Here is a 23147-nt window from a genome sequence, read left to right as displayed (position 1 = left end):
ATGGCGCTATCTGAGCAGGGCCTGGTGCAGCATGTGCTGGTGGTGGGCGGTGGCACGGCCGGCTGGTTAACAGCCTGCCATCTGGCCAAAGCATTGCAGTGTCGCAGTAACCCGGCGGTGAGTGTTACCCTGGTTGAAGCACCGGATATTCCCACTATTGGTGTAGGCGAAGGCACTGTACCGGCTATCCGGCAGAGTTTGCAATATCTGGGGATCAGTGAAACCGACCTTATCCGCTATTGTGATGCCAGTTTTAAACAAAGCATTCGTTTTCAGCATTGGCTGAAGCCAGCTGCCGGCCTGGCTGATTTTTACCACCATGTATTCGATTACCCCGAACGGCAGGACATCAAGCTAACACCCTATTGGCTGGCGTCTGATCGCCGGCAACCTTATGCCGATTTTGTTGGCATCCAAAGCCAGCTTTGCGAACTGGGCCTGGCGCCAAAACTGATTACACAACCGGAGTATGACGGCATTGCCAACTATGCCTACCATCTGGATGCCGCTAAGTTTGCGCAGTTACTGACCCGGCATGGTACTGAGCAGTTGGGGGTGCGCCATATCAAGGCCAAAGTGCAGCAAGTTAGCACCGCAGTGGATGGCTGTATTGCCGGCATTAACACCGACACTGCGGGCTATCTACAGGCCGATCTTTACGTCGACTGTAGCGGTTTTCAGGCGCTGCTGCTGGGCGACGCCTTGCAGGTTGGCTTTATTGCCAAAAACGACGTCTTGTTTTGTGACAGTGCTATCGCAGTACAGGTACCTTACGCCGATGATAATACGCCTTTGGCCTGCAGTACGCTGGCCACGGCACAGGATGCCGGCTGGGTATGGGATATCGCACTACCGTCACGGCGCGGCGTGGGCTATGTGTATTCCAGCCGCTATTGTGACCAACAACAGGCAGAGCTCACCTTAGGCCGCTATCTTGGCATGCCGGCAGAGCAATTATCCCTGCGGCATATTCCGATGCAAGTGGGCTACCGGCAACGCTTCTGGCAGCACAATTGTGTCGCTATCGGTTTATCACAGGGCTTTGTAGAGCCGTTAGAAGCGACAGGATTACTGGTGTACGATGCCAGCGCCCGTATGCTGGCCGATACTTTACCGGCACATAAGGCGCAGTTTGCCGCGGCGGCTGAACAATTTAATTTGCAGGTCAGGCAAGCCTGGGACAAGGTCATTGATTTTATCAAACTGCATTATTGTATTTCCGATCGGGATGACTCTGCTTTTTGGCGCGATAATCGCCGCGCCAGCAGCATACCGGATAGCCTGCAACAGAAACTGCAGCTGTGGCAAGGCCGCACACCGACCCCTTATGATTTTCCGGGCCGGTTTGACGTGTTTCACACCGACAATTATCTCTATGTGCTTTATGGCATGCACTTTAACACAGACATCAACGCATTAACGCCAAGGCTGAACCAGCTGCAACGGGTTGCGCAGTTAAGCTCTGCGCAGCAACAGTATCTGAACCAGGCGAAACAGGCCTTGTTACCGCACAGGCAGTTAATACAGCAGATAAAAAAGTACGGATTAGCGTCGGTCTAGCCGGCGAAGGATAACTATGCAAGGTGTAAAAAAACTCACCATAGTCGGTGGTGGCGCTGCAGGTTGGATGGCGGCCATTTATCTGAACAAATATTTCAACAGCAGCCAGCAGAATTTTGCCATTACCGTGCTGGAAAGCCCTGATATTGGCGTTATCGGCGTAGGGGAAGCTACGGTACATAGTATCCGCTTTTTCTTTGCTGCTATGGGGCTGGATGAGACCGAGCTGTTACAACACGCCCACGGCACGCTGAAAACCGGCATTTTATTCCGTAACTGGATGCAACCGGTAAATGGCCAGATGCATGAGTATTTTCACCCGTTTGAACAGCAGCAACTCGGCCGGGATATTGATATCTCCAGCAGTTGGCTACTTAACCGCCGTTTCAAGCAAGAGCGTTATGATCAGGGTGTCAGCTTAAGCGCCCATTTGATGGCGCAAAATCATAGCCCTAAGGGCCGCCAGTCAGTGCCGTTTCAAGGGGTAGTACCTTACGGTTATCATTTAGATGCCGTGTTAATGGCGCGCTATCTGCGCGATAAAGCGGTGGCAGCCGGTGTCAGCCATATTAGCGATACCATCACAGAGGTGACTGTGTTGGATGGCAATATTGCTTCGGTCAGCTCGGCCAGTGCGCGTTACAGCGCGGATATCTTTATCGACGCCACCGGCTTTAATGGTTTGCTGATCAATAAACTGTCTGACAATAACTGGCAAAGCTTTGGTAATGCCTTGCCGTGCAACCGGGCAGTAGCACTGCAGCGCGAGCACGAGCCTGGCTATCAGCCTAAGTCCTATACCACGGCAACAGCACTGGATTATGGCTGGGCCTGGCAGATTGATTTGTCCAGCCGGCAGGGCACAGGGTACGTTTATGACGGTAACCGGCTAAGCCCGGAGCAGGCAGAGCAGGAGCTGCGGGCTTTCTTAGGGCCAGAATCAAAAGTATTGAAAACCAAACACCTGCAAATGCATGTCGGCTGTCGTAAAGCCTTCTGGCTGGGAAACTGTATTGCTATCGGGTTGTCCGGTGGTTTTATCGAGCCGCTGGAGTCTACCGGCTTACATCTTATCAATTTAGGTGTACGCTTGCTGGGTACCCATCTTGGCGCCGCCGAGGTTACGCAGTCGGTACGTGATGCTTACAATAAAGCGATGGATGGTTTTTATCAGGATTTAAAACAATTTATTGTGTTGCATTACTGTCTGACTAACCGCGATGACACACCCTTTTGGCAAGCGGCACCGGCCACCGCCGGCCACTGTGACGGCTTGTTGGAGAAGTTAGCGCTATGGCGGCATAAAATATGTGAATATCACGATTTAGCCGGCGGCTACGCCACTACCTTTACCGACGAAAACTACCGCTTTATTTTATATGGCATGCAACATTACCCCAAGCTACATATGCAGTTGGGTGCCGACGCCCAACAGCCGTTTGCACAATTGCACAGCAGGGTGCAACAAGCGCTTAATATTACAGTGCCACACAGCGAGTTTCTGGCCCGGCTCAGGCACTAAGGGGCATCTGTGCTAAAGACTATCCGGTAGCCTGGTGGTTACGGTTTGTGGTGCGTCTTTTGCAATTAACAGGTTGCGCTCGCCCACCAACCTGGCACCAAAGCGGCGTAATTGCTCAAAACCCAGTAAGCACAGCGCCACCGCCAACACAGACAGCACCGTGCCAGCGACACCCAAGCTGGCGCGCTCTGAGTGCATAGTCCAGAAAAATTGCAGTACACACAACAACGCTACCACCACCAGCGTAGGTTTGCGGCCAATCAGTGCGACAATAAACACACCCAGCGGCGCGCCCAATGCTACTACAGGGGCGGCTGCCAGCCAGTTTTCAAACACGCCGGGTTGGATGCCGGTAGTGAGGTTTTTAACAACAACGCCCAGTACAGAAGTAAACGCCATAATAATCACAGAAGTGGGAATCGCGATTTTCAGATCGGTGCGGCATAACAGCACCAGAGCGGTATACAGCACCATATCGATTCCGACACCGGTTACGGCTGCCACAGTGGCGCCTGATAGCAGGCCTATCCAGGCGCCGACTTTAAAATCCCAGCGCTCGTTAAATTCTGTCATACCGGTGTGGCTGGCGATTTCATTTAGCCGGTACAGATGCAGCAAGCCAAAACTGGCCCATACCACCGCAAAGACGATTTTTATCCACAGGCCCGGAATATAGGGCGCAATAAACCAGATCCCCAGCGGCGTACCAATTAAGCTGCCTAGCATGGCTCCTTTTAACATGGCCCAGGCTACCGGCTGGCGGCGCGCCAGAATAAAGATACTGGCACTGGTCATGCCGATAGCCTGCACCGCAAAGCTAAAGTCGCGTCCGAGAGTGGCAGGCAGTTCAAACAGTAAGACTAACACCGGAAAACCGACGGTACCGCCACCCATAGGGGTAGAGCCCGCAGCATAGCTGCCTGCCGCCATCGCCACTGCTATCGGCCAGTGTGCTTTGGCCTCTGGCCAGTAGTCTAAGCCAATCACCAGATACAGCCAGACAGCATAAAAGCCGAGCAGCCACAACAGCCAGACCCAGAGATAGCGTTTTAATTTTTGCTGCATAACATCGCCTGATACTGCTCTACATAAGGCTGTAGCCGCTGCATTAACGGCTGCAATTGCTGTTGATAACGCTGCCAGCTACCAATGGAAGAGCTAAATAGTGGTTGGCGTACCTGACTGTTGCTAACGGTATAGACAGCACGCTGATTGGTATGAAACGCCATACAGTTTTCTGACCAGGGCAGATCAAGAAAAGCAAGCAACTGTTCTGTTTGCTGGCGCTGCTGCATAACCAGTGTCTCATAAGTGACAACATAGATGTGCTCAGGATACCGCTTAAGCCAGTGTGTCATCAATTGCTGCTGAGCGATAAAAATATCGGCGAGATGGTCAAGATCGTAACTAAAGGCGATACCTTCACCAAATAAATGCTTGAAGCAACTAAATAACGTATCTAAAGGATGGCGTTGGCAATAGATAATTTTCGCCTGCGGCAGCGCGGCTCTGATGATGCCTATCGCTTTATAATTCAAGGGCATCTTGTCAGTAAAATAGCGACTCTGTTGCAACCTTGATGTCAGTTGCAGGTAACGTTCGCCAAGCTGTTGCCATTGCCGGCTGTCCAGCTGCGTTGTCCAATGAGGAAACCGCAAAGCATTCTGTTGCTCCGACAAGGTTTGGGCTGTGGCTTGCGCCAATTCAAATAACTCATCCCCTGCGGTGACATCATGATGACAGGATAAGATCTGCTCAACCAAAGTCGTGCCGGAGCGCGGTAAGCCACAGATAAAAACCGGTGTACTGCCATTTGACGCCTGGCCTAATTGTATCGGCTTAGTAAATGTCTGCATTAGCGCCCGGTATTCCTCCAGTTCCTGCTGGTGGTTGTAACGCAAGGTGCGCTTTTTCGCTGCCGCACCACGCTGTAACTGGGCAAAACTGGCAGAAAACTGCTGTTGCCGCTCCAGCGCACTGGCAAGGGCATAGTGTAGTGGCGCGGCTGCGGTGTCATTTTGACAAGATTCAAGTTGCTGCTGCATTTGCCTGATGTCGGCATCGGTTGGAGTTTTCAGTAAGTCGGCTCTGAGCCAATAAGCCTCATACAGGGTGGGTTGTAACTGAATAGCCTGCTGTAAGTGGGCTAAAGCCGCATCCAACTGCCCGCAATCTTTAAGCAGGATACCTTGCAATAACCAAAGATCAGCAACGTCGGCAAAACGTTGTAGTAGCTGCTTGTTGATATCGATGGCCTCAGCATGGCGTTGCAGCTGACGCAGGCATTTCAGTTGCGATAACCAGGCAATTAACAACTCAGGTTGTTGGCTGGTCAATTGCTGACTCAGCTCCAACAGTTCACTGAAACGGCGTTGCTGGTGCAGCAACTGAAACAAAATGCCACACATTTCCTCCCCGACTGGCGGCTTACTGAGCCATTGCCGGCACTGAGCTTCGACGTCGCTCAGCTGGCCCCGACGAAGCATTAAGCGCAGGCTCGCCAGCGAGGTTAAAGGTATTGGTTGACTCAAGGCGAATCTCAGTTACGCAATTTATGCTGTTGTTGTACTGCACGTTGACAGCGTTGTCAAACGTGGTGCTTGGTAAAAAAATAACTTCAGGCATAGCCACTTGCTATTTGGGCTAATGTTATCCGCAGGCTTGCTGTTGATCACAGTGCTAACTTAGCGCATGATAAGGCCGCACTGCTGATAGCCTGTAGCGCTATGATGATAATAATTTTTGCTATCAGCACTTCTCAAATCCAAGAACAGACTAAAGAGTAGTTTATGACTTCAACACCAAAAATTGTGCCGCTAAACAAAGACCAGCACAGCACAACTAAAATCAACAATACCAATGCCTTTTCTCATATCAGTGGCGAGCATATGCTGCCGGTGGTGGTGCATGAGTTTGTGGTGGCCGGCGCAGAATTTCCGATTGTTTTTGTTAAAGCCAATGAAGGTTTTCAGCCAGTAGCCATGTTAGGGTTAGCCGCACAGCAAAACCTGTTTATGCAGGGCAATGAATGGCAGGCGCTATACGTGCCACGCGCCGTGCGTAACTACCCGCTGGTGCTGGTAAAAGATAAACCGGATGGCGACCGTTTAATGGTGGCATTAGATGAAGCCTCTGAGCGCGTAAGTCAGGCTGAGGGTAACCCGTTATTTAATGAAGATGGCAGCGAAAGCGAGTTTTTGACCCATCGTAAACAGCAAATGGCTGAATACCTGGATATGGGTGTTATTACCCGTAACTTTGTGGAAAAACTGCAAAGCCTGGAGCTGATAAAAGAGCAAACACTGACGTTGAATATCAACGGCACTGAGCGGCGCATTAACGGCATTTTCTTAATTGATGAGAAAAAGCTGAATGAATTAAGCGATGAAACCTTCATTGAACTGCGTAAAAACGGTTATTTAACCGCGATTTATGCCCAGCTAATGTCACTGCAACACACACAAAAACTGGTTAAGCGTATCGCTGAAGCTGGCTAAGCCTGTTGCTTGTCAAAAGTGCAGGCAACAAGCACATTTGTTGCCTGCGTTTATCCTGCTATAACCCTTGTAGTTTTACCAGCCGGCTTGTTTGTTGCTGATAACGGCTACGCCACCAGATATCCTTGTACGTTAATGACAATGGCTGCTGATATTGCTGCCAGCTAACGCCCTGATCCAGACTATATTCAATAACTAAGCCCGGCCAGGCCACATTCGCACTGATAACGCCTTGCTGCTGGTTAACCCCGGGCGGTGGCAGATAAAAGCCACTACCGTTCGCCGTAAGGCGTGTCAGCTCGACCTCGGCAACACGTTTGGCAAAAGCAGAAAAGTCTTGTTGGCGTGCTGCAGTATCGCCTGTGTGTTCCCAGGCGGCTTTATGCCAGGCGCGTTCGGCCAGTGCCAGTAACCTGGGGTAAATCATCTGCTCTAACTGTTCGCTGGTGCGAATGGTTTCACTCCACACCTGGCCCTGAATACCAAGGATATTTTCCGGCCGCTGCAGTTTGGGCAATGCCCGGCCCAGCAGCCGTTCCAGATCGGCAATCGGCTCGCCTCGACGGGTGCTGTCGGCGTTGGCATACAAATTATCCGGCATAAAACCAAATACTTTATCCAGGCTGCTAAAGCGGGTAGCCCAGTAATAGCCGCGCTCCTGTGGGTGTGCTTCGTGCGGGTGGTCAAAATACAAATGGGTACCGGGCGATAACACCACCTGATAACCATTATTGGCCAGCCGGTAAGCACGATCTGCCACGCCCCATTCCCAAATATTGTCCCAGGCATTGGCTATTACTGCGCCGTTGGCAAACTGACTGCGATCAAAGGTGTTTTGCCGGTCATACATTAAGCCGTCTTCCCAGCCTGCCAATTGCAGGCCACGTGCGGCGCTGAGTTTAGCTACTTGGCGGACAAAATAAGGTTTTAAATCGGCAACACCGGCAACGCCATTATCAGGATGGCTAAACAACGCCTGACAGGCCGGTGAGCCCAGCCAGGCGCCATCGGCGACTTCATCGCCGCCCATATGAAATACCCGCAAACTGCTGCCTGCCTGGCGATATAGTTGCTGCAGCTCGTACAGCACTTTATCGACAAAAGCATAAGTAGAATCCAGGCAGACATTGGCGGCGTTGTCGGTATAATTTTGCACGCTTAAATAGCGTGAGCTGTCCTGTGGATCGGACAACAAAAATTGTTCGGCAGCTTCGTTTTGGCCCGCAGCCATCAAGCGCTGGTAGCGGGCCTGCATGGCCACAATAGCGGCGCGGGCGTGGCCAGGCAGGTCAATCTCCGGGATCACCTCAATATGACGCGCTTTGGCATATTGCAGTATGTCAATAAAATCTGCCGTGCTGTAATAGCCGTTACCCGAGCCATCGACATGCGGGCCAGTTCCCAGTTGTGTAAGCAGGCAGCGCTGCTCAGTTAAATCAAAACAGCGGGTGGCACCTATGTCGGTCAGCTCTGGCAAGCCGGGTATTTGCAAACGCCAGCCTTCATCTTCAGTTAAATGCAGATGCAGTTTGTTGAGCTTATAACGCGCCATAGTGTCTATCAGGCGCAAGGTAACGTCTTTGCCGTGAAAATTGCGGCCCATATCATAATGCATGCCACGCCAGCTGGCGCGCGGCGCATCACTAATACTGGCTTTGCTGAGCAACAGGCTGTTGTTATCGGGTTTAGCCAGCGCCAGTAAGGTCTGAATGCCGTAGAACACGCCGGCATTATCGGCGGCGACAATGCTGATAGCCTTGTCACTGATGTTTAGCTGATAGCCTTCTGGCGCGATGGCGTTATCAGCAGCGATACGCAGGCTAAGCTCTGGCGCTTTGTGCTGTAAGCCGTCTGTGTTGTTAGTTAACTGAATGCCGTAAGCCAATAATTGCGCGAGCAGATACTGTGCCTCGCTGCTTAAACGGCCAGCAAAGTTCAGCCGCCATTGACTGTCAAGTTTTACCTGGCCTTTGCTAAAGCGCGCCTGTTTTGGCGTTGGAATAACCCGCTGTTGGCTTGGTTGCTTAGCTGAGTCTGTTAGTAGCGCCCGGTTATACGCAAAACGGCTGGCCGCGTCCACTATGGGCACTAAATCTGTGCCATCGTCGAAATGACGTTGCAACTGTGCCGGCGCGGTTAACGGCAGCACAAAGTCGGTGAAGTGTTCGCTATCGGTGTTGGCAATAATTTCCGCGGTTAAACCGTCTGCCACGATAAAAGCGCGCGGCATAAAATCACTATAGCTCACCATCCACGGCGCCGAGCTGAACGGCAGTACCAGCTGCTGCTGTGGTAGCAAGCCGGAAAAGTTACTTAGGGGGCGCACCCGGTGTAAATCACCCTGCACATGCTCAATTAACAGGCCTTGCTGCTCCAGCGTGTCGATGCGGCGAATAAGATGAAAATATAGCTGCCAGCTGTGCTCACCGGCAGGCAAAGCAACCTTGGAGTCATTACGCAGCACCAGCGCCGCATTAAACTGCATGGGCTCGGCCAGTTGATTGCTTAGCAGCTGATAATGCAGGCTGCTGTTGGCGGCAAAGTCGGCCAGTTGCAGCTGGGTAAAACCGGCGGCAGAGGGCAGGTAACAACAGAGCAAAACAAGCAGTAACTTACGCATTGGCATTCCCTTTAAGTGTATTTTTTAAACAAGGCACTTGTTATTTGTCAGATTTATTATATGCTGATTTGTAAAAATGACAACGCTGTCAATTTTATCGCGCAGTAACAAGTGTAAGGTAAAAAACGGCAATAAGCTAAATGCGCAGCGTATTTCAGCAAAGAGTGCAAGGGGTGGACAGGATGAGTGTAGCGCAAGGTGGCGATACGCCGTTATATCTGGGGATTGATGGTGGTGGCAGCAAATGCCGGGTGGTTATTGTTTCTGCCGATCAGCAGGTATTGGGAGAAGGCTTATCCGGGCCGGCTAACCCGCTGCGCGGCATGAAAACAGCTACTGACTCTATTCTCAGTGCCACCCAGCAAGCGCTAACCTGCGCTGGCCTGGCGTTTAATGATATGGCCCGGCTAACGGTAGGCGCTGGCCTGGCCGGCTTAAATGTACCGCAGTACTTTAAAATGTTCAGCGACTGGCAGCACCCGTTTAAAGCCTTGCACCTGACCAGTGATTTGCACATTGCCTGCATGGGCGCGCATCAGGGCCAGGATGGCGCAGTCATTATTATTGGCACCGGCTCCTGTGGTCTGGCGGCGGTCAATGGCCAGATCATTGAAATAGGTGGCCATGGTTTTCCGTACGGTGATAACGGCAGCGGTGCCTGGTTTGGTATGCAGCTGCTACATAAGGTGCTATTGAGTTTGGATCAACTTGCGCCGCCCACATTGATGACCGGCTTGCTACAGCAACAGCTGGGTGTGCAGGATACAATGGCGCTGGTGTCGCATTTTATGCATGCCACGCCTACTACTTATGCCCGCTTTGCCCCGCTAGTGTTTACAGCAGCCGACGCGGGCGATGACACTGCTATTGAGCTCATTACACAGGGCGCTGGTTTTATTAGTGCCATCGCCCGGCGGCTGCTGACAACCAACCCGCCAAGATTGTCTTTAATTGGCGGCCTGGCACCGAAGTTACTGCCTTATCTGCCGGCAGATATTCAACAACAGGTCACTCCGGCCCTGCAAACACCGGAGCTTGGCGCTATCTGGTTTGCCCGGCAAAGCGGTTCGGCGCAGTCTATCGCACTCTCGTTATAGGTAAATAAAGTTATGTACAACAGTATCATGGCGCAAGAAGCCGCAGAAGCGCCAACGCGCATTGCCGAACAATTAACGGCTAATGCCGGCGTTGTCGCCGAGGTAGTGGCGCAAATACAGGCACGTAAACCGCGTTTTGTTTATATGGTAGGGCGGGGCTCCTCTGATCATGCCGGTGTGTTTGCCAAATACCTGATAGAGATTGAACTGGGCTTGCCGGTGGCTGCCGCCGCTCCCTCTATTGCCAGTGTGTATAACAAAGCATTGCAGTTGGCCGATGCGCTGGTGCTGGTGATCTCACAATCTGGCCGTAGCCCGGATATTCTGGCACAGGTTGAGATGGCCAAACGCAGTGGCGCTATGGTCGTGGCGCTGGTCAATGACACCAGCTCGCCGCTGGCGGAGCAGGCGCACTTTGTGCTGCCGTTGCATGTCGGTGCAGAAAAAGCCGTCGCAGCAACCAAAAGTTATCTGGCAACCTTAAGTGCTATTTTGCAATTGGTGTCGGTGTGGTCAGGCAACCATGAGCTACAGCAGGCACTAGCGCAGTTGCCGCAACGCCTGCGGGCGGCTATTGCACTGCCGGCACAGCTTAAAGCCGAGGCACTTGGCGCAGTGGCGCATTTAGTGGTGCTCGGCCGTGGCCTGGGCTATGCCATTTCGCGTGAAATTGCGCTGAAGTTAAAAGAAGTGTGCGGTATTCATGCCGAGGCCTTTTCCAGCGCCGAGTTTTTACATGGCCCGGTTACGCTGGTAAAAAATCAGTTTGCTATTGTCGATGTGACTGTAGAAGATGAAAGCTTAAGCGCACACCAGGCACAAATTGCCGAGGTTACCCGGCGCGGCGCTGCTGTAGTGCAGCTGCATCATCGGGGTATTAGTGCTCACCCGAGCTTGTTGCCGCTGTTAGTGCTGCAACGGTTTTATCTTGATGTGGAAGTGGTCGCGCGCAGCCGAGGTATTAACCCGGATGCACCGCCGGGGCTGAACAAAGTAACGAAAACAGTTTAAAGAAGGTTGTAAATTATGCAGCAACTGAATGTCAGCCGGCTGTTTGATGGCCATCACTGGCGGGAAAATGTTAGCGTTGTCATCGACAACGGCCTGGTGCAGGCCATTAATCCTGCCAGTGGTGATATCACCGCCGGCATGCTGGTGCCGGGCTTTATCGACATCCAGGTAAATGGTGGTGGCGGTGTGCTGTTTAACAGTACGCCAACCGTGGCAAGCCTGCGTACTATGCTGGCGGCGCATGCCCGTTTTGGCACCACTGCCATGCTGCCGACGGTGATTACCGACAGCATTGAGGTGATGCAACAGGCCGCTGATGCGATAGCCGGGGCCATTGCGGCTAATGAACCCGGCATTATCGGTGTGCATTTTGAAGGGCCGCATTTATCACTGCCGAAAAAAGGCGTGCATCCGCCCCGGCATATCCGCGAGCTCAGTGCGCAGGAGTTGGCATTATACGGTCGTACCGATTTAGGCATCAAACTGGTTACGGTGGCGCCGGAGAACGTTAGCCCGGACCAGATCAAACAGCTAGCCGCGTTAAAGGTGATTGTCTGCCTGGGGCACTCCAACGCGGATGCAGCGACTGTGCAGGCGGCGTTAGACGCCGGTGCCACCGGTTTTACGCATTTATACAACGCCATGTCGCCGTTAACCTCGCGTGAGCCGGGTATGGTTGGCGTGGCACTGGCCGATGCCGACAGCTGGTGCGGCGTGATTTTTGACGGTCACCATATGCACCCACTGGCAGCAAAAGTGGCATTGGCGGCGAAGCCTAAAGGTAAGTTGCTGATTGTCACTGATGCCATGTCACCTGTTGGTACCGATGCGACAGAGTTTGATTTGTTCGACGGTAAGGTTATTCGACAGGACAACAAACTGACTGATGCTGAGGGCAGACTGGCCGGCTCTGTGCTGGATATGGCCGGCGCGGTGCGTTATGCCATTGCGTCCCTGGGGGTTGTGCCGGATGAAGCACTAAGGATGGCCTCGTTGTATCCGGCACAATTTTTAGGCTTAGCTGAAGGTGGCCAAATCAGGGTAGGGGCCGCTGCCGATCTGGTATTACTGGATAAACACTTTCAGGTACAGGGTTGCTGGATACAAGGCCAACAGCAGCCTCTTGCAGCAAAATAATAATTACATAAAAACGGGGAACCTCATGGATACAACAGCAACACAGGCGCCAACGCGCAGCAGCCTGATCCCGATGGCGATAGTGGCCATCTTATTTTTCGTGCTGGGTTTTGCGACCTGGCTTAACGGCTCGTTAATGCCGTATTTAAAACAAATGCTGCAACTGACGCCGTTGCAGGCCTCCTTAGTGCTGTTTTCATTCTATATTGCAGTAACCTTTACCGCACTGCCGTCGGCCTGGCTTATCCGTAAAGTGGGTTATAAAAATGGTATGGCGCTGGGTATGGCCACCATGATGCTGGCCGGCTTGTTGTATATTCCTGCCGCCCAAACGCAAACTTTTGCGCTGTTTTTGTTAGCACAGCTGGTTATAGGTGCTGGCCAGACATTGCTACAAACGGCGGTAAACCCCTATGTGGTAAAAATTGGCCCTGAAGAAACCGCTGCAGTACGCATTAGCATTATGGGCATTTTAAACAAAACCGCTGGCGTCGTTGCCCCTATCGTGTTTACTGCTCTTATGGCGCAGGGGTTTGTCAGCAATAAAGACAGCGTACTGACACAAGCGCAAATCGACACCATGGCTGCCAGTCTGGTGTTGCCTTACCTGGGCCTGGCAGCCTTTTTAGGCTTACTGGCACTGGCGGTAAAATATGCGCCGTTGCCCGAACTGGAAAAAGAGGCTGACAGCAACAACCGCGGCCAGGTTACAGCCGCGCTGGCCCGGCCCAGCCTGGCGCTTGGTGTGTTGGCGCTGTTTGTTTATGTGGCGGTTGAAGTGATTGCCGGTGACACCATTGGCTTATTTGCCTTGTCTTTGGGTGTCGAGCGCTACACTGTGATGACCTCTTACACTATGGCCTGTATGGTGCTGGGTTATGTGCTTGGCATAGTGCTTATTCCCAGAGTGCTGTCGCAGCAGGCAGCACTGGCGGTATCTGCGGTGCTGGGGGTGCTACTTACGCTAGCGATAACGCTGGGTGATACCGGCTCTTATGCTATTGCCAATACGCTGCTGGTGCCCTTTGGTGGCACTGCACTACCCGACACCCTGCTGTATATTGCGGTGCTGGGGCTGGCGAACGCCATTGTCTGGCCGGCGGTGTGGCCGTTGGCACTGTCTGGCCTTGGCGCGTTAACCAGTGTCGGCTCGGCGCTGCTCATTATGGGGATAGCCGGTGGTGCTTTTGGCCCACTGGTCTGGGGTTTGTTAAGTAGCAGCGGTTTAGGGCAGCAAGGTGCCTATATTGTCATGCTGCCGTGCTATCTGTTTATTTTGTTCTACGCGGTAAAAGGCCATAAGCTGACTCGCTGGCGTTAAGCCAGCGCGGTAGTCGCTTAGTTTAGTAGTCGATTGGGTTAAAAGCGGTATTCCCAGGTTACGGCCAGGCTACCGCGTTTAATATTCAGCTCAGGCTGTGGTGATTTATCAAACACCCGGCCTTCAACACTGAGTAAACCGTTTAGCAAAGGCTGACGGTATTCCAGCCTCAACTGCCAGTTCCGCACGGTGTCATTTAGGTTAATAAACTGGCCGCGTAATACACTGGCTGCCCAGCTGTAACCATCAAAGGTCTGATAACGGTAGCCAGCGGATAACACCTTGGCGTCTGCGCCATAACCGCTGCCGATAACGCGGCCGTAGCGGCGATATCCCTGCGGATAAATGTCGCCCTGATAAGCGCAGTTGCCGGCTTGTGGCTGGTCATCACAGCGGATATACGTATCAGACCATTCCAGGCTTAACGTATGCACAGCGCTGTCGCTGCCAAAAAAGCTGCGTAACCCGTACAGTTGTAGTGGTTTGCTGAGTTTGTTGGTGCCGTTATCATCAGCCAATTCAGTATAAAAGCTCAGTGGCCAATCGCCCAGCCGGGTATGAAACGTCAGGTCAAGTGCTGCCATATTGTCGGCGTTATTGTCATCATTTAACAGCAACATGTCGGTAAAGGCACTCAGGCCATTGTCATGGCTATTTTCCAGCCGGTTACCTATGCTGTCGCCACCCCACTGGCTAATGCGACTGAGCCCCAGCTCTAGCTGTGGCAGGGGGCGGGCGCTGAAACGGGCACCAAAATGTTTAATTTGCCGCGGCAGGCTACTATGTTCACCCTGGCCGATAAAGCTGGTGAAACTCCAGGGACCCAGCCAGCTAAATAACACATTATCACTGCCTTGCCAGCTATGGCGGCTCAGGCGCAGCGACGGTATTGGCCGGGCATTATTGCTTAGCAGCAAGCTGGTTTGCTGGCCCGGGCCCCACCACTGTGCTTGCTGGTCCAGCGCCAACACCCAGTTACCGGCAATCACTGCCAGGTAGCTGCCATCAAAGGTCAGGCTTTGCTCCTGCCGGTTATCATCCAGCTTGCGGTAATTCAGCTGGGTTTTGGCTGCCCAGTTATCACCCAGGTACTCTTTGAACACGGCGGCGGAAGCCTGCTCAAAATAGCTTTCGCCAAAGCTTTGAAACAGAGAAGGATCAGAGCTGGCTTTTAACTTCACCCCGGCAATATAGTCATGTTGGTTGGCATGAAGCGCCGAGCGCACATGTGCCAGCGCAAAACGCAGCTCAGCAGTAGGCTGCTCGTCAGCGCGGGCCAAATCGGCGGCAATGTTTTTCCACATCAGCGGGTAGGTATTAACCGGGCCACTAATCACGCCGGCCTGCGCCAGCGTCTGCAACGACTGGCGTAAATAATTGTCCTGAGTGTCAACCCAGGGCGCCGCCCACAACGACGGGGCGCATAGCGCCAGACTTAATAGCGACAGTCTCGGTCGCGACAAGCTCAGTTTCATAGTTTCAGTTTACTTTTTAGCGCGTGTTCAACATGGTTGGGCACAAAACTGGAGATATCGCCGCCGTGGCGGCACACTTCTTTTACCAGTGTCGAGGAGATAAAGGTGTTTTTTTCAGACGGCGTCATAAAAATACTGTCCAGCGCCGGGTTAAGTTGCCGGTTCATGCTGGCCAGCTGAAATTCGTACTCAAAATCGGCCACCGCCCTGACGCCACGGATCAGCACCTGCGCGTTTTGCTGCTCGGCAAATTTGGCCAGTAAGCCGGAAAAACCGATCACCCGCACATTGCTTATGCTGCTAAAAGCCTGCTGCGCCAGTGCGACGCGCTCGTCCAGACTAAACAGCGGCTGTTTGCTGGGGTTGGCGGCTACGCCTACGATAACCTGGTCAAACATACGGGCGGCCCGTTGCACCAGGTCGGCATGGCCGTTAGTGAGTGGATCAAAGGTGCCTGGGTAAATTGCATTTATTTTCATTATGTTATTGGCATTCCATTATCAGGTTAGCGCGCTAAAACGGCCCGACTAGAGTTTTTAGTCGATTTGGCGTTACTATAGCAAATTAATTTCGCCAACTATAAGCCTGTTTCGCAGATGGAAAAAAAGCTCAGAACCAAAGATAAAATTCTGCAGGCCAGCATCGAGCTGTTTAATCAGGTGGGAGAGCGCCAGGTCACCACCAACCATATTGCCGCCCATTTGGGCATCAGCCCTGGCAACCTGTATTACCACTTTCGTAATAAAGAAGACATCGTACGGCACATTTTTAAAGAATACGCCAAGCTGTTGGAAACCCGGATTAAACCACCGTCAGATAAAGCTGAAGCCTTAGATGCACTGGCCTGTTATTTGGATGCGGTGTTTGAACTGATGTGGCGCTTTCACTTTTTTTACGCCAACCTGCCGGATATTTTATCGCGTGACCCGGCGCTGCAGCAGGATTATCAGCACGTGCAGCAGGGCGTGCTGGTGCGGGTAACAGCGGTACTCAAAGCGCTGAAACAGTCCGGCATAATTGATATTGATGATGATGATATTACTGATCTGGCGCACAGCATTAAGCTGCTGGTAACCTTTTGGATCAGCTATTTAAAAACCCAGGCACCGCAGCAAGCGATAGACAAAGCCAGTGTGTATCAGGGCGTGTTAAAGGTGCTGTTGCTGTTTAAACCCTACGCTACCGCCGAGGCTAAACCACGCATTGCCCGCCTGCAGCAACATTACGAGGCACTGGCAAGCTAAACTGGCTGAAATTGTAGGCTAATCTTTACAACAGCAGGTCTGAGCAGCGCTTCAGTTAGTACAAAAGCGCTGCGCCGGCCGGCCATAAGCATTACAATGGCGCCGTTTTTACTATCCTCACCCCCTACACAGGAGGCTTTATGCGCAACAGCGCTTTTCTGCAGCATCTACAACAACAACTAGACGATGTCACCGCAGAAGGTTTATACAAAGCAGAACGTATTATTACCTCGCAGCAGCAGGCCGATGTCACCGTTGGCGGCCAGCAGGTACTGAATTTTTGCGCCAATAACTATCTGGGCCTGGCCAATCACCCTGATCTTATCGCCGCCGCGCAACAGGGGCTTGCCAGCCACGGTTTTGGTGTAGCGTCGGTGCGCTTTATTTGCGGCACGCAGGATATCCACAAACAGCTGGAAGCCAAAATTAGCGCCTTTTTAGGTACTGAAGATACCATTCTGTATTCTTCTTGCTTTGATGCTAACGGCGGTTTGTTCGAAACTATTCTGGGCGCGGAAGACGCGGTGATTTCCGATGCACTAAACCACGCCTCTATTATTGACGGCGTGCGGTTATGCAAAGCCAAGCGCTACCGCTACGCCAACAACGATATGGCCGAGCTGGAAGCCCAGTTAAAGCAGGCCGATGCCGAGGGTGCCCGCTTTAAGCTGATTGCTACCGACGGCGTGTTCTCGATGGACGGTGTGATAGCCGATCTGAAAGCTATCTGTGATCTGGCCGACAAATACAACGCCATGGTGATGGTCGATGACAGCCATGCAGTGGGTTTTGTTGGTAAAAATGGCCGCGGCACCCATGAATACTGCGACGTGATGGACCGAGTAGATATTATTACCGGCACTTTGGGCAAGGCGCTGGGCGGTGCATCCGGTGGTTACACTTCGGGCAAAAAAGAAGTGATTGACTGGTTGCGCCAGCGCTCACGGCCGTATTTGTTCTCTAATTCGCTGGCACCGTCTATTGTTACTGCCTCTATTAAGGTGCTGGATATGCTGGCGCAAGGGGACGCACTACGGGCTAAACTGTGGGACAACGCCAATTACTTCCGCGAAAAAATGTCCGCAGCCGGTTTTACGCTGGCTGGTAAAGACCATGCCATTATTCCGGTGATGTTAGGCGATGCCAAAGTAGCGGCTGAGATGGCTAAACGCATGTTGGCTGAAGGCATTTATGTGGTCGGTTTCTCGTTTCCGGTGGTGCCAAAAGGTCAGGCGCGCATTCGCACCCAGATTTCGGCAGCACACAGCAAAGCACAACTGGATAAGGCGATAGACGCCTTTATCCGCATTGGTAAAGACATGGGCGTGATTGCCTAACGGCGGGGCGTGAAGATGAAAGCATTAGCAAAGTTAAAAGCAGAGCCAGGCATTTGGCAAACCGAAGTCGATAAGCCAGAAGTTGGCCCGAACGACGTACTGATCCGCATTAAAAAAACCGCCATTTGCGGCACAGACGTGCACATATACAAATGGGATGAATGGGCGCAAAACACCATTCCGCACGGTATGGTTGTAGGGCATGAATATGTCGGCGTCATTGAAGGCATGGGCTCGGAAGTACGCGGTTTTAAAGTAGGCGATAGGGTATCGGGCGAGGGCCACATTACCTGCGGTTATTGCCGTAACTGTCGCGCCGGCCGGGTGCATTTATGTCGTAATACTATAGGTGTGGGCGTAAATCGCGCTGGCTCTTTTGCCGAATATCTGGTTATTCCGGCTTATAATGCGTTTAAACTGCCGGACAATATTCCGGATAACATCGCCGCGATTTTCGACCCGTTCGGTAATGCGGTACACACTGCACTGTCGTTTGATTTAGTCGGTGAGGACGTTCTGATCACTGGTGCTGGCCCTATCGGCATTATGGCTGCAGCGGTCGCACGCCATGTCGGCGCCCGCCATGTGGTGATTACCGATGTAAACCCCTACCGGCTGGAGCTGGCGCTGAAAATGGGCGCTACCCGCGCGGTCGATGTCAGCAAGCAAAACCTAAAAGATGTGATGAAAGAGCTGGGCATGACAGAGGGCTTTGATGTGGGCCTGGAAATGTCAGGCGTACCGGCAGCGTTTCGCAGCATGCTGGATACCATGAACCACGGCGGCAAAATTGCCATGCTGGGTATTCCGCCATCTGATATGGCGGTAGATTGGAACAAAGTGATCTTTAAAGGCCTGGTTATTAAGGGTATTTATGGTCGAGAGATGTTTGAAACCTGGTACAAAATGGCGAGTTTAATTCAGTCTGGTCTGGATTTAACACCCATGGTTACGCATGAGCTGCCGATGGAGCGCTTTCAGGAAGGCTTCGATATTATGTGTTCAGGTCAGTCTGGTAAAGTGGTTCTTAACTGGTCGTAAATATCCCCATCATAAAAAAAGCGAACTTCGGTTCGCTTTTTTTATGTCTGCTTTTTTTTCAGCTGCAGATCTTTTCTGTGGAAATGTTAGTCATTAAATCATAATAAGTTGTTTTTTAAGTAAATATTTAGTTGGATTGTTTTATGCATTGTCCGCCCGGCAAGCTGTAATCTTGCACAATAATAAATAACAACATTCAGAGGTATATCCATGTTGAAGTCGATTTTTTTTGCATTATCCACCCTATTACTTAGCGCACTGCCACTGGCTCCGTCAGCACAGGCAGCACCGATCATGACACAAGAGTTTCTGTTCGAAGATGGCAGCAGCTTTGGTGTGTTATCCATCGATCTAGACAATATCGATGAGTCTGGCAATGTGTTGGAATGGGAGTTATTTGAACTGTTTGGTCTCACCATCGGTGAAAGCTTCCTGTTCATTGTTGACTATGACCCACTGGACTTAGCTGCCGGTTTTACTTTCTTCAATTTCGACGTAAATGACCTTAGCAATACTTTTGCCTTCCAGGGCTTCTGGGACGCGGAATTTGGCGAAGGCTTTATGGATATTTTCAGCACTGATGGCCAATTTATAGATGCCGGTAGCTTCGCCTTGGGGCGCGCAACCCTGGTGTCTGAACCGGCAACCGTGTTTCTGATGCTGGCCGCGATGGGTGGCTTACTATTACGTCGTCGCGTCTGAAACTACCGATTACGACATGCCAAGTGTCAGCTTTTTTAGCAGCTTCAGCCTGGCGTCTTTACAAGTGTTATTGCCAATAACATTTCAAATACGCTGGATGCAGACCGAAAACAAGCAAATTGTGCTATCGGGTATGGCTACGAGGGTGTCGAAATTTTATACAGCCAGGGTTGTCGTACCTTTGTCTCTTTACCGGTTAAAAAGGTGCGGCCAAGCAAATATTGCTGAATAAAAAATGCCAACGCATAGCGAACATAACGACCTACTACCGTATCAAGTGTTGAGGTCTGCGCGGCGGCATAAACGGAGAAAACACATGCAATTTAATAAAATAATATCTAAAACCGCGGTTGCCGTGGCGATGGCGATAGGCTCGGTGAGTGCGCAGCAGGCGAATAGCCCTTATCAGCTAAACGTCGATGCAGGTCAGTTGAGGCTGGCCGCTGCTGATACAGCACCTGCACCTTATATTGTGCAAGTGAAAGGTAAGAGCGGTATTGAAAAAGCTCAGGAGCTGGGCGAACTATTACCTGCCAGACAGTCTGTCACTAAGGCGCTGAACCGCTATAATGCCAGCTCTGCCCGGATGCAAAACTACACCAGTTCACTTAAGGCGTTTCATCAGCACCTGGCCAGCAGTACTGGCGCTACTGAAGTGATGTATTCATACACGCATACCTTTAACGGTTTTGCCGCCAAATTAACCCCGGCACAAGCCGAAGCACTGCGTAATCATCCGAATGTTGCTGGTGTCTGGCGCGATGAAGCCCAGCAAATGACCACTTCTAACACTCCAGCATTTTTAGGGCTGACACAAAGCCCTGATGGCTTGCATACCCTGGGTGTGAAAGGTGAAGATGTCGTTATTGGTGTGGTAGACAGCGGTATTTGGCCTGAACATCCAAGTTTTGCTGATGATGGCTCTTATGCACCGCTACCAGGCTGGGCGGGAAGCTGTGATGTGGGTGAGGACACCGAATTTAGTTGTAACAATAAACTGATTGGTGCACGTTATTACAAAAACACTTTTGAAAGCGTGTACGACTTACAGCCCGGTGAATTTGTTTCGCCACGCGATGCTGATAATCACGGTACCCATGTTGCATCTACTGCTGGTGGTAACGAAGGCGTAACGGCAGTATTTAATGGTACGCCAGTGGCAACCGTATCGGGCATTGCGCCACGCGCCCGCATAGCGATGTATAAAGCATGTTGGAATAGCAGTTACGTTAGCCCAGAGGGTGTTGCTGAGCGGGGCTGTTTCTATGGCGATACCATGGCGGCAATTGATCAGGCAGTGGCTGATGGTGTCGACGTCATTAACTATTCGATTGGCGGTAGTTTAACTGATCTGACGACGATGGCGGCGGCAGCTAAGTTACGTGCAGCTCAGGCAGGTGTTTTTGTTGCGGTATCTGCTGGTAACAGCGGCCCGGCGGCAGGCACTGTTGGCACACCGGCGCCGTGGGTAACCACAGTCGCAGCCTCTACTTACAGCGGAACCAGCATTGCCAATGGTATCGAGGTAACAGCTGGGCCATTGCAAGGCACCTATATCGCGGTGGAAGGCGGAACCTCGTTACCGCTAAGCGTTACTGGCGAAATTAGTGCCGATCTCGCGGTTGCGGTGCCATTAGATGCTTGTGCACCGCTGAGTAACGCTGCTGAGGTAGCAGGTAAGTTTGTGCTGATTCAGCGTGGTGCCTGCTCATTTGATATTAAGCTAGGGCAAGCCGAAGCTGCAGGTGCAGCAGGCGTGGTCATGTATAACAATTCAACTGCAGCACCCATCGTCATGGGCGGCACCGGTAGTTTTGGTATTCCGGCAGTTATGACCACTTTAGCTACTGGCAGTGCCTTTAATGCCGAAGTCACCGCTGGCGGTGTGGTGAATATTAAAATGAGTCCGTCGGTGTTTGTCGATGATGTGGTTGAGGTGGGTAATCTGATGGCCGGATTCTCATCACGCGGGCCTAACCTGGCCAGTTTTGATGTGATTAAGCCTGATATTACTGCGCCGGGTGTAAAAATTCTGGCCGGTGCATCTTCACAGCCGATGTTAACGCCTGCCGGTGTGAGTTTCACCTATCTGCAGGGGACTTCTATGTCCAGCCCGCATATCGCAGGTATGGCTGCGCTGGTTAAAGAAAGTCATCCGAACTGGACGCCGGCGATGATTAAATCGGCGCTGATGACCACGGCACGGCAGAATTTAACCAAAGAGAATGGTATTACGCCAGCAGACCCCTTCGATTTTGGTGCCGGCCATGCGGTGCCGAATAAGTCGATTAATCCTGGTTTAACCTATGATATTGAAAACCTAGATTATTTTGCCTTCCTGTGTGGTATTGGCAACGCTAACTTTGTACTTAACACTACCGGCGCCAGCTGTGCACAGTTTGAAGCTGCAGGCTACAACACTGACCCAAGTCAGTTAAACCTGCCATCAATTGCGATTGCTGAGTTAACCGGTGCAGAAACCATAGTACGTCAGGTAACGGACGTATCTGGCAGTGCCTCTGTGTACAGCGCAACGGTGGAAGCGCCGGCAGGTGTCGATGTTGAAGTGATTACTGACGATGGCGGCAATCAAATGTCGGTAGCAGCTAATGGGTCGGCAAGCTACGGCATCAAATTTACGCCGAATGCCAATGCCACTCTTGGTAGCTGGAGCTTTGGTGCTATTACCTGGTCAAATGGGGTACACAGTGTACGCAGTCCGATTGCAATTAAAGTAGAATCACCACAGCTGATTGTTGCGCCTGAGTCTATCGCAGCGAGCGTAAAAGCGAAATCTGGCCGGGTGAGTTTCCCGGTAGAGATGAACTACAGCGGTACCACCAGTGCAGCTATCGTGGGTGTCAGCGCGCCGTTCGGTTCTTCCGATGTGGTTGCACAAGATGCCGACAGGAACTTTGTGTTTAATGAACCAGGCCTTGGCTTCCACGCTTTGCTGGTGCCAGCAGGTACTAAAGTTGCGCGTTTTAGCTTGTATGAGGCGTTAGCCTCGGTGCCAGGTGCTGACTTGGATCTTTACGTCTATCGCTGCATTGCATACAGCTGTGCTGCTGTTGGAACATCAGCCGCTGCAGGTGGTAACGAAGTGGTGACGATAATGAATCCAGAGCCAGCTAATAATGGAGCCGCAGGTGATTTCTATCTGGCATTTGTGCATGCCTATGATTTAGGTGGCGCAGCAGAGGCCAGCTACACTATGCCGTTCTGGATAGTGAATGCCAAAGAAGCGTCAACCCGTATTGCGGCCAGCCCGCGCGCTATTATGGGACGGTTTAATAATGTGACGGTAACGACTACTAACCTCACTGCAAGCCCGTTCCCTTATTTAGGTGTGGCAATGTTTTATGATGCCGATGGGGTAGAGCAGGATAGTACCTTACTGGAGATTACTGCTAACTAACCTGTGTTAGAAAAGGAGAAGCTCGGCGCTGTTTGCCGGGCTTTTTTTATTCAGAGCCTCAACTTTACGCAGTCGGGCCCTGTTCTATACTGAAGTGTCGCGCGAGGATAACAGCAGGCTGGATATTTTTATGTATAGCTTAACAAGCCAGGGTCGGTGTCAGTT

At 51.8% G+C, this 23147-nt stretch carries 17 protein-coding genes; 12 read left to right on the top strand and 5 right to left on the bottom strand.

The features are described 5' to 3' along the window. Positions 1-1560, top strand: a complete 1560-nt coding sequence (locus ABGI61_RS04610) for a tryptophan halogenase family protein (RefSeq protein WP_347597576.1) — start codon at positions 1-3, stop codon at positions 1558-1560. A 16-nt stretch (positions 1561-1576) separates the two neighbouring features. Continuing rightward, positions 1577-3082 (top strand): tryptophan halogenase family protein, encoded by a 1506-nt coding sequence (locus tag ABGI61_RS04605; RefSeq protein ID WP_347597573.1) that lies wholly within the window; start codon positions 1577-1579, stop codon positions 3080-3082. A gap of 12 nt (positions 3083-3094) precedes the next feature. Here ABGI61_RS04605 and ABGI61_RS04600 read toward each other — a convergent pair whose 3' ends face one another. Together ABGI61_RS04600 and ABGI61_RS04595 are read right to left on the bottom strand one after the other, a co-directional pair. Then, entirely contained in the window at positions 3095-4147 is a 1053-nt protein-coding gene (locus tag ABGI61_RS04600) for a sulfite exporter TauE/SafE family protein (RefSeq protein ID WP_347597570.1), read from the bottom strand. Further along, positions 4132-5613, bottom strand: coding sequence for a tetratricopeptide repeat-containing sulfotransferase family protein (locus tag ABGI61_RS04595; RefSeq protein WP_347597567.1), 1482 nt, complete (start codon positions 5611-5613; stop codon positions 4132-4134). Before ABGI61_RS04595 ends, ABGI61_RS04600 begins: the two co-directional genes overlap by 16 nt. Before the next feature lie 258 nt (positions 5614-5871). Here ABGI61_RS04595 and ABGI61_RS04590 point away from each other — a divergent pair, with 258 nt between their 5' ends. Further along, complete coding sequence (locus tag ABGI61_RS04590; RefSeq protein ID WP_347597564.1) at positions 5872-6579, top strand: SapC family protein; 708 nt, start codon at positions 5872-5874, stop codon at positions 6577-6579. A gap of 58 nt (positions 6580-6637) precedes the next feature. Here the strand turns inward: ABGI61_RS04590 and ABGI61_RS04585 are convergent, their stop codons facing one another. Continuing rightward, positions 6638-9199: a family 20 glycosylhydrolase gene (locus ABGI61_RS04585; RefSeq protein ID WP_347597562.1), complete on the bottom strand. Its 2562-nt coding sequence runs from the start codon at positions 9197-9199 to the stop codon at positions 6638-6640. 182 nt (positions 9200-9381) lie between these two features. Between ABGI61_RS04585 and nagK the strand changes: the two genes are divergently transcribed. From nagK to nagP, 4 genes are read left to right on the top strand one after another with little or no spacing between them, the layout of a single operon-like run. After that, on the top strand, positions 9382-10296 hold the full coding sequence (nagK, locus tag ABGI61_RS04580) for an N-acetylglucosamine kinase (protein WP_347597559.1): 915 nt from the start codon (positions 9382-9384) through the stop codon (positions 10294-10296). Between the two features lie 12 nt (positions 10297-10308). Then, the gene (gene nagB-II, locus ABGI61_RS04575; RefSeq protein WP_347597556.1) at positions 10309-11307 is read left to right on the top strand and encodes a glucosamine-6-phosphate deaminase NagB-II; all 999 of its coding nucleotides are present in this window, start codon (positions 10309-10311) and stop codon (positions 11305-11307) included. A 15-nt stretch (positions 11308-11322) separates the two neighbouring features. Beyond that, a complete protein-coding gene (gene nagA, locus ABGI61_RS04570) occupies positions 11323-12444 on the top strand; it encodes an N-acetylglucosamine-6-phosphate deacetylase (protein ID WP_347597553.1) in 1122 nt (373 codons plus the stop codon). A 25-nt stretch (positions 12445-12469) separates the two neighbouring features. Beyond that, complete coding sequence (nagP, locus tag ABGI61_RS04565; RefSeq protein ID WP_347597550.1) at positions 12470-13765, top strand: N-acetylglucosamine MFS transporter NagP; 1296 nt, start codon at positions 12470-12472, stop codon at positions 13763-13765. 38 nt (positions 13766-13803) lie between these two features. On the opposite strand, the gene ABGI61_RS04560 is transcribed toward nagP, so the two are convergent. Beyond that, entirely contained in the window at positions 13804-15240 is a 1437-nt protein-coding gene (locus ABGI61_RS04560) for a capsule assembly Wzi family protein (protein WP_347597547.1), read from the bottom strand. Beyond that, entirely contained in the window at positions 15237-15719 is a 483-nt protein-coding gene (gene coaD / locus ABGI61_RS04555) for a pantetheine-phosphate adenylyltransferase (RefSeq protein ID WP_347597544.1), read from the bottom strand. The genes ABGI61_RS04560 and coaD overlap by 4 nt, the downstream gene beginning before the upstream one ends. A 117-nt stretch (positions 15720-15836) precedes the next feature. Here coaD and ABGI61_RS04550 point away from each other — a divergent pair, with 117 nt between their 5' ends. The 5 genes from ABGI61_RS04550 to ABGI61_RS04530 all read left to right on the top strand — a co-directional run bounded on the left by ABGI61_RS04550 (position 15837) and on the right by ABGI61_RS04530 (position 22982). Continuing rightward, a complete protein-coding gene (locus tag ABGI61_RS04550) occupies positions 15837-16484 on the top strand; it encodes a TetR/AcrR family transcriptional regulator (protein WP_347597541.1) in 648 nt (215 codons plus the stop codon). A 140-nt stretch (positions 16485-16624) separates the two neighbouring features. Then, positions 16625-17821 (top strand): glycine C-acetyltransferase, encoded by a 1197-nt coding sequence (locus ABGI61_RS04545; RefSeq protein WP_040551784.1) that lies wholly within the window; start codon positions 16625-16627, stop codon positions 17819-17821. 15 nt (positions 17822-17836) lie between these two features. Further along, positions 17837-18862, top strand: coding sequence for an L-threonine 3-dehydrogenase (tdh, locus tag ABGI61_RS04540; RefSeq protein ID WP_347597537.1), 1026 nt, complete (start codon positions 17837-17839; stop codon positions 18860-18862). A 210-nt stretch (positions 18863-19072) separates the two neighbouring features. Beyond that, complete coding sequence (locus ABGI61_RS04535) at positions 19073-19564, top strand: PEP-CTERM sorting domain-containing protein (protein WP_347597534.1); 492 nt, start codon at positions 19073-19075, stop codon at positions 19562-19564. 316 nt (positions 19565-19880) lie between these two features. Continuing rightward, entirely contained in the window at positions 19881-22982 is a 3102-nt protein-coding gene (locus ABGI61_RS04530) for a S8 family serine peptidase (RefSeq protein ID WP_347597531.1), read from the top strand. The last annotated feature ends 165 nt before the right edge of the window (positions 22983-23147 follow it).

It is taken from the genome of Rheinheimera fenheensis (genome assembly GCF_039871805.1).
Taxonomy (GTDB): domain Bacteria; phylum Pseudomonadota; class Gammaproteobacteria; order Enterobacterales; family Alteromonadaceae; genus Alishewanella; species Alishewanella fenheensis.
The sequence above is the reverse complement of the archived record's forward strand: the minus strand, read 5'-3'. Positions and strand labels throughout refer to the sequence as shown.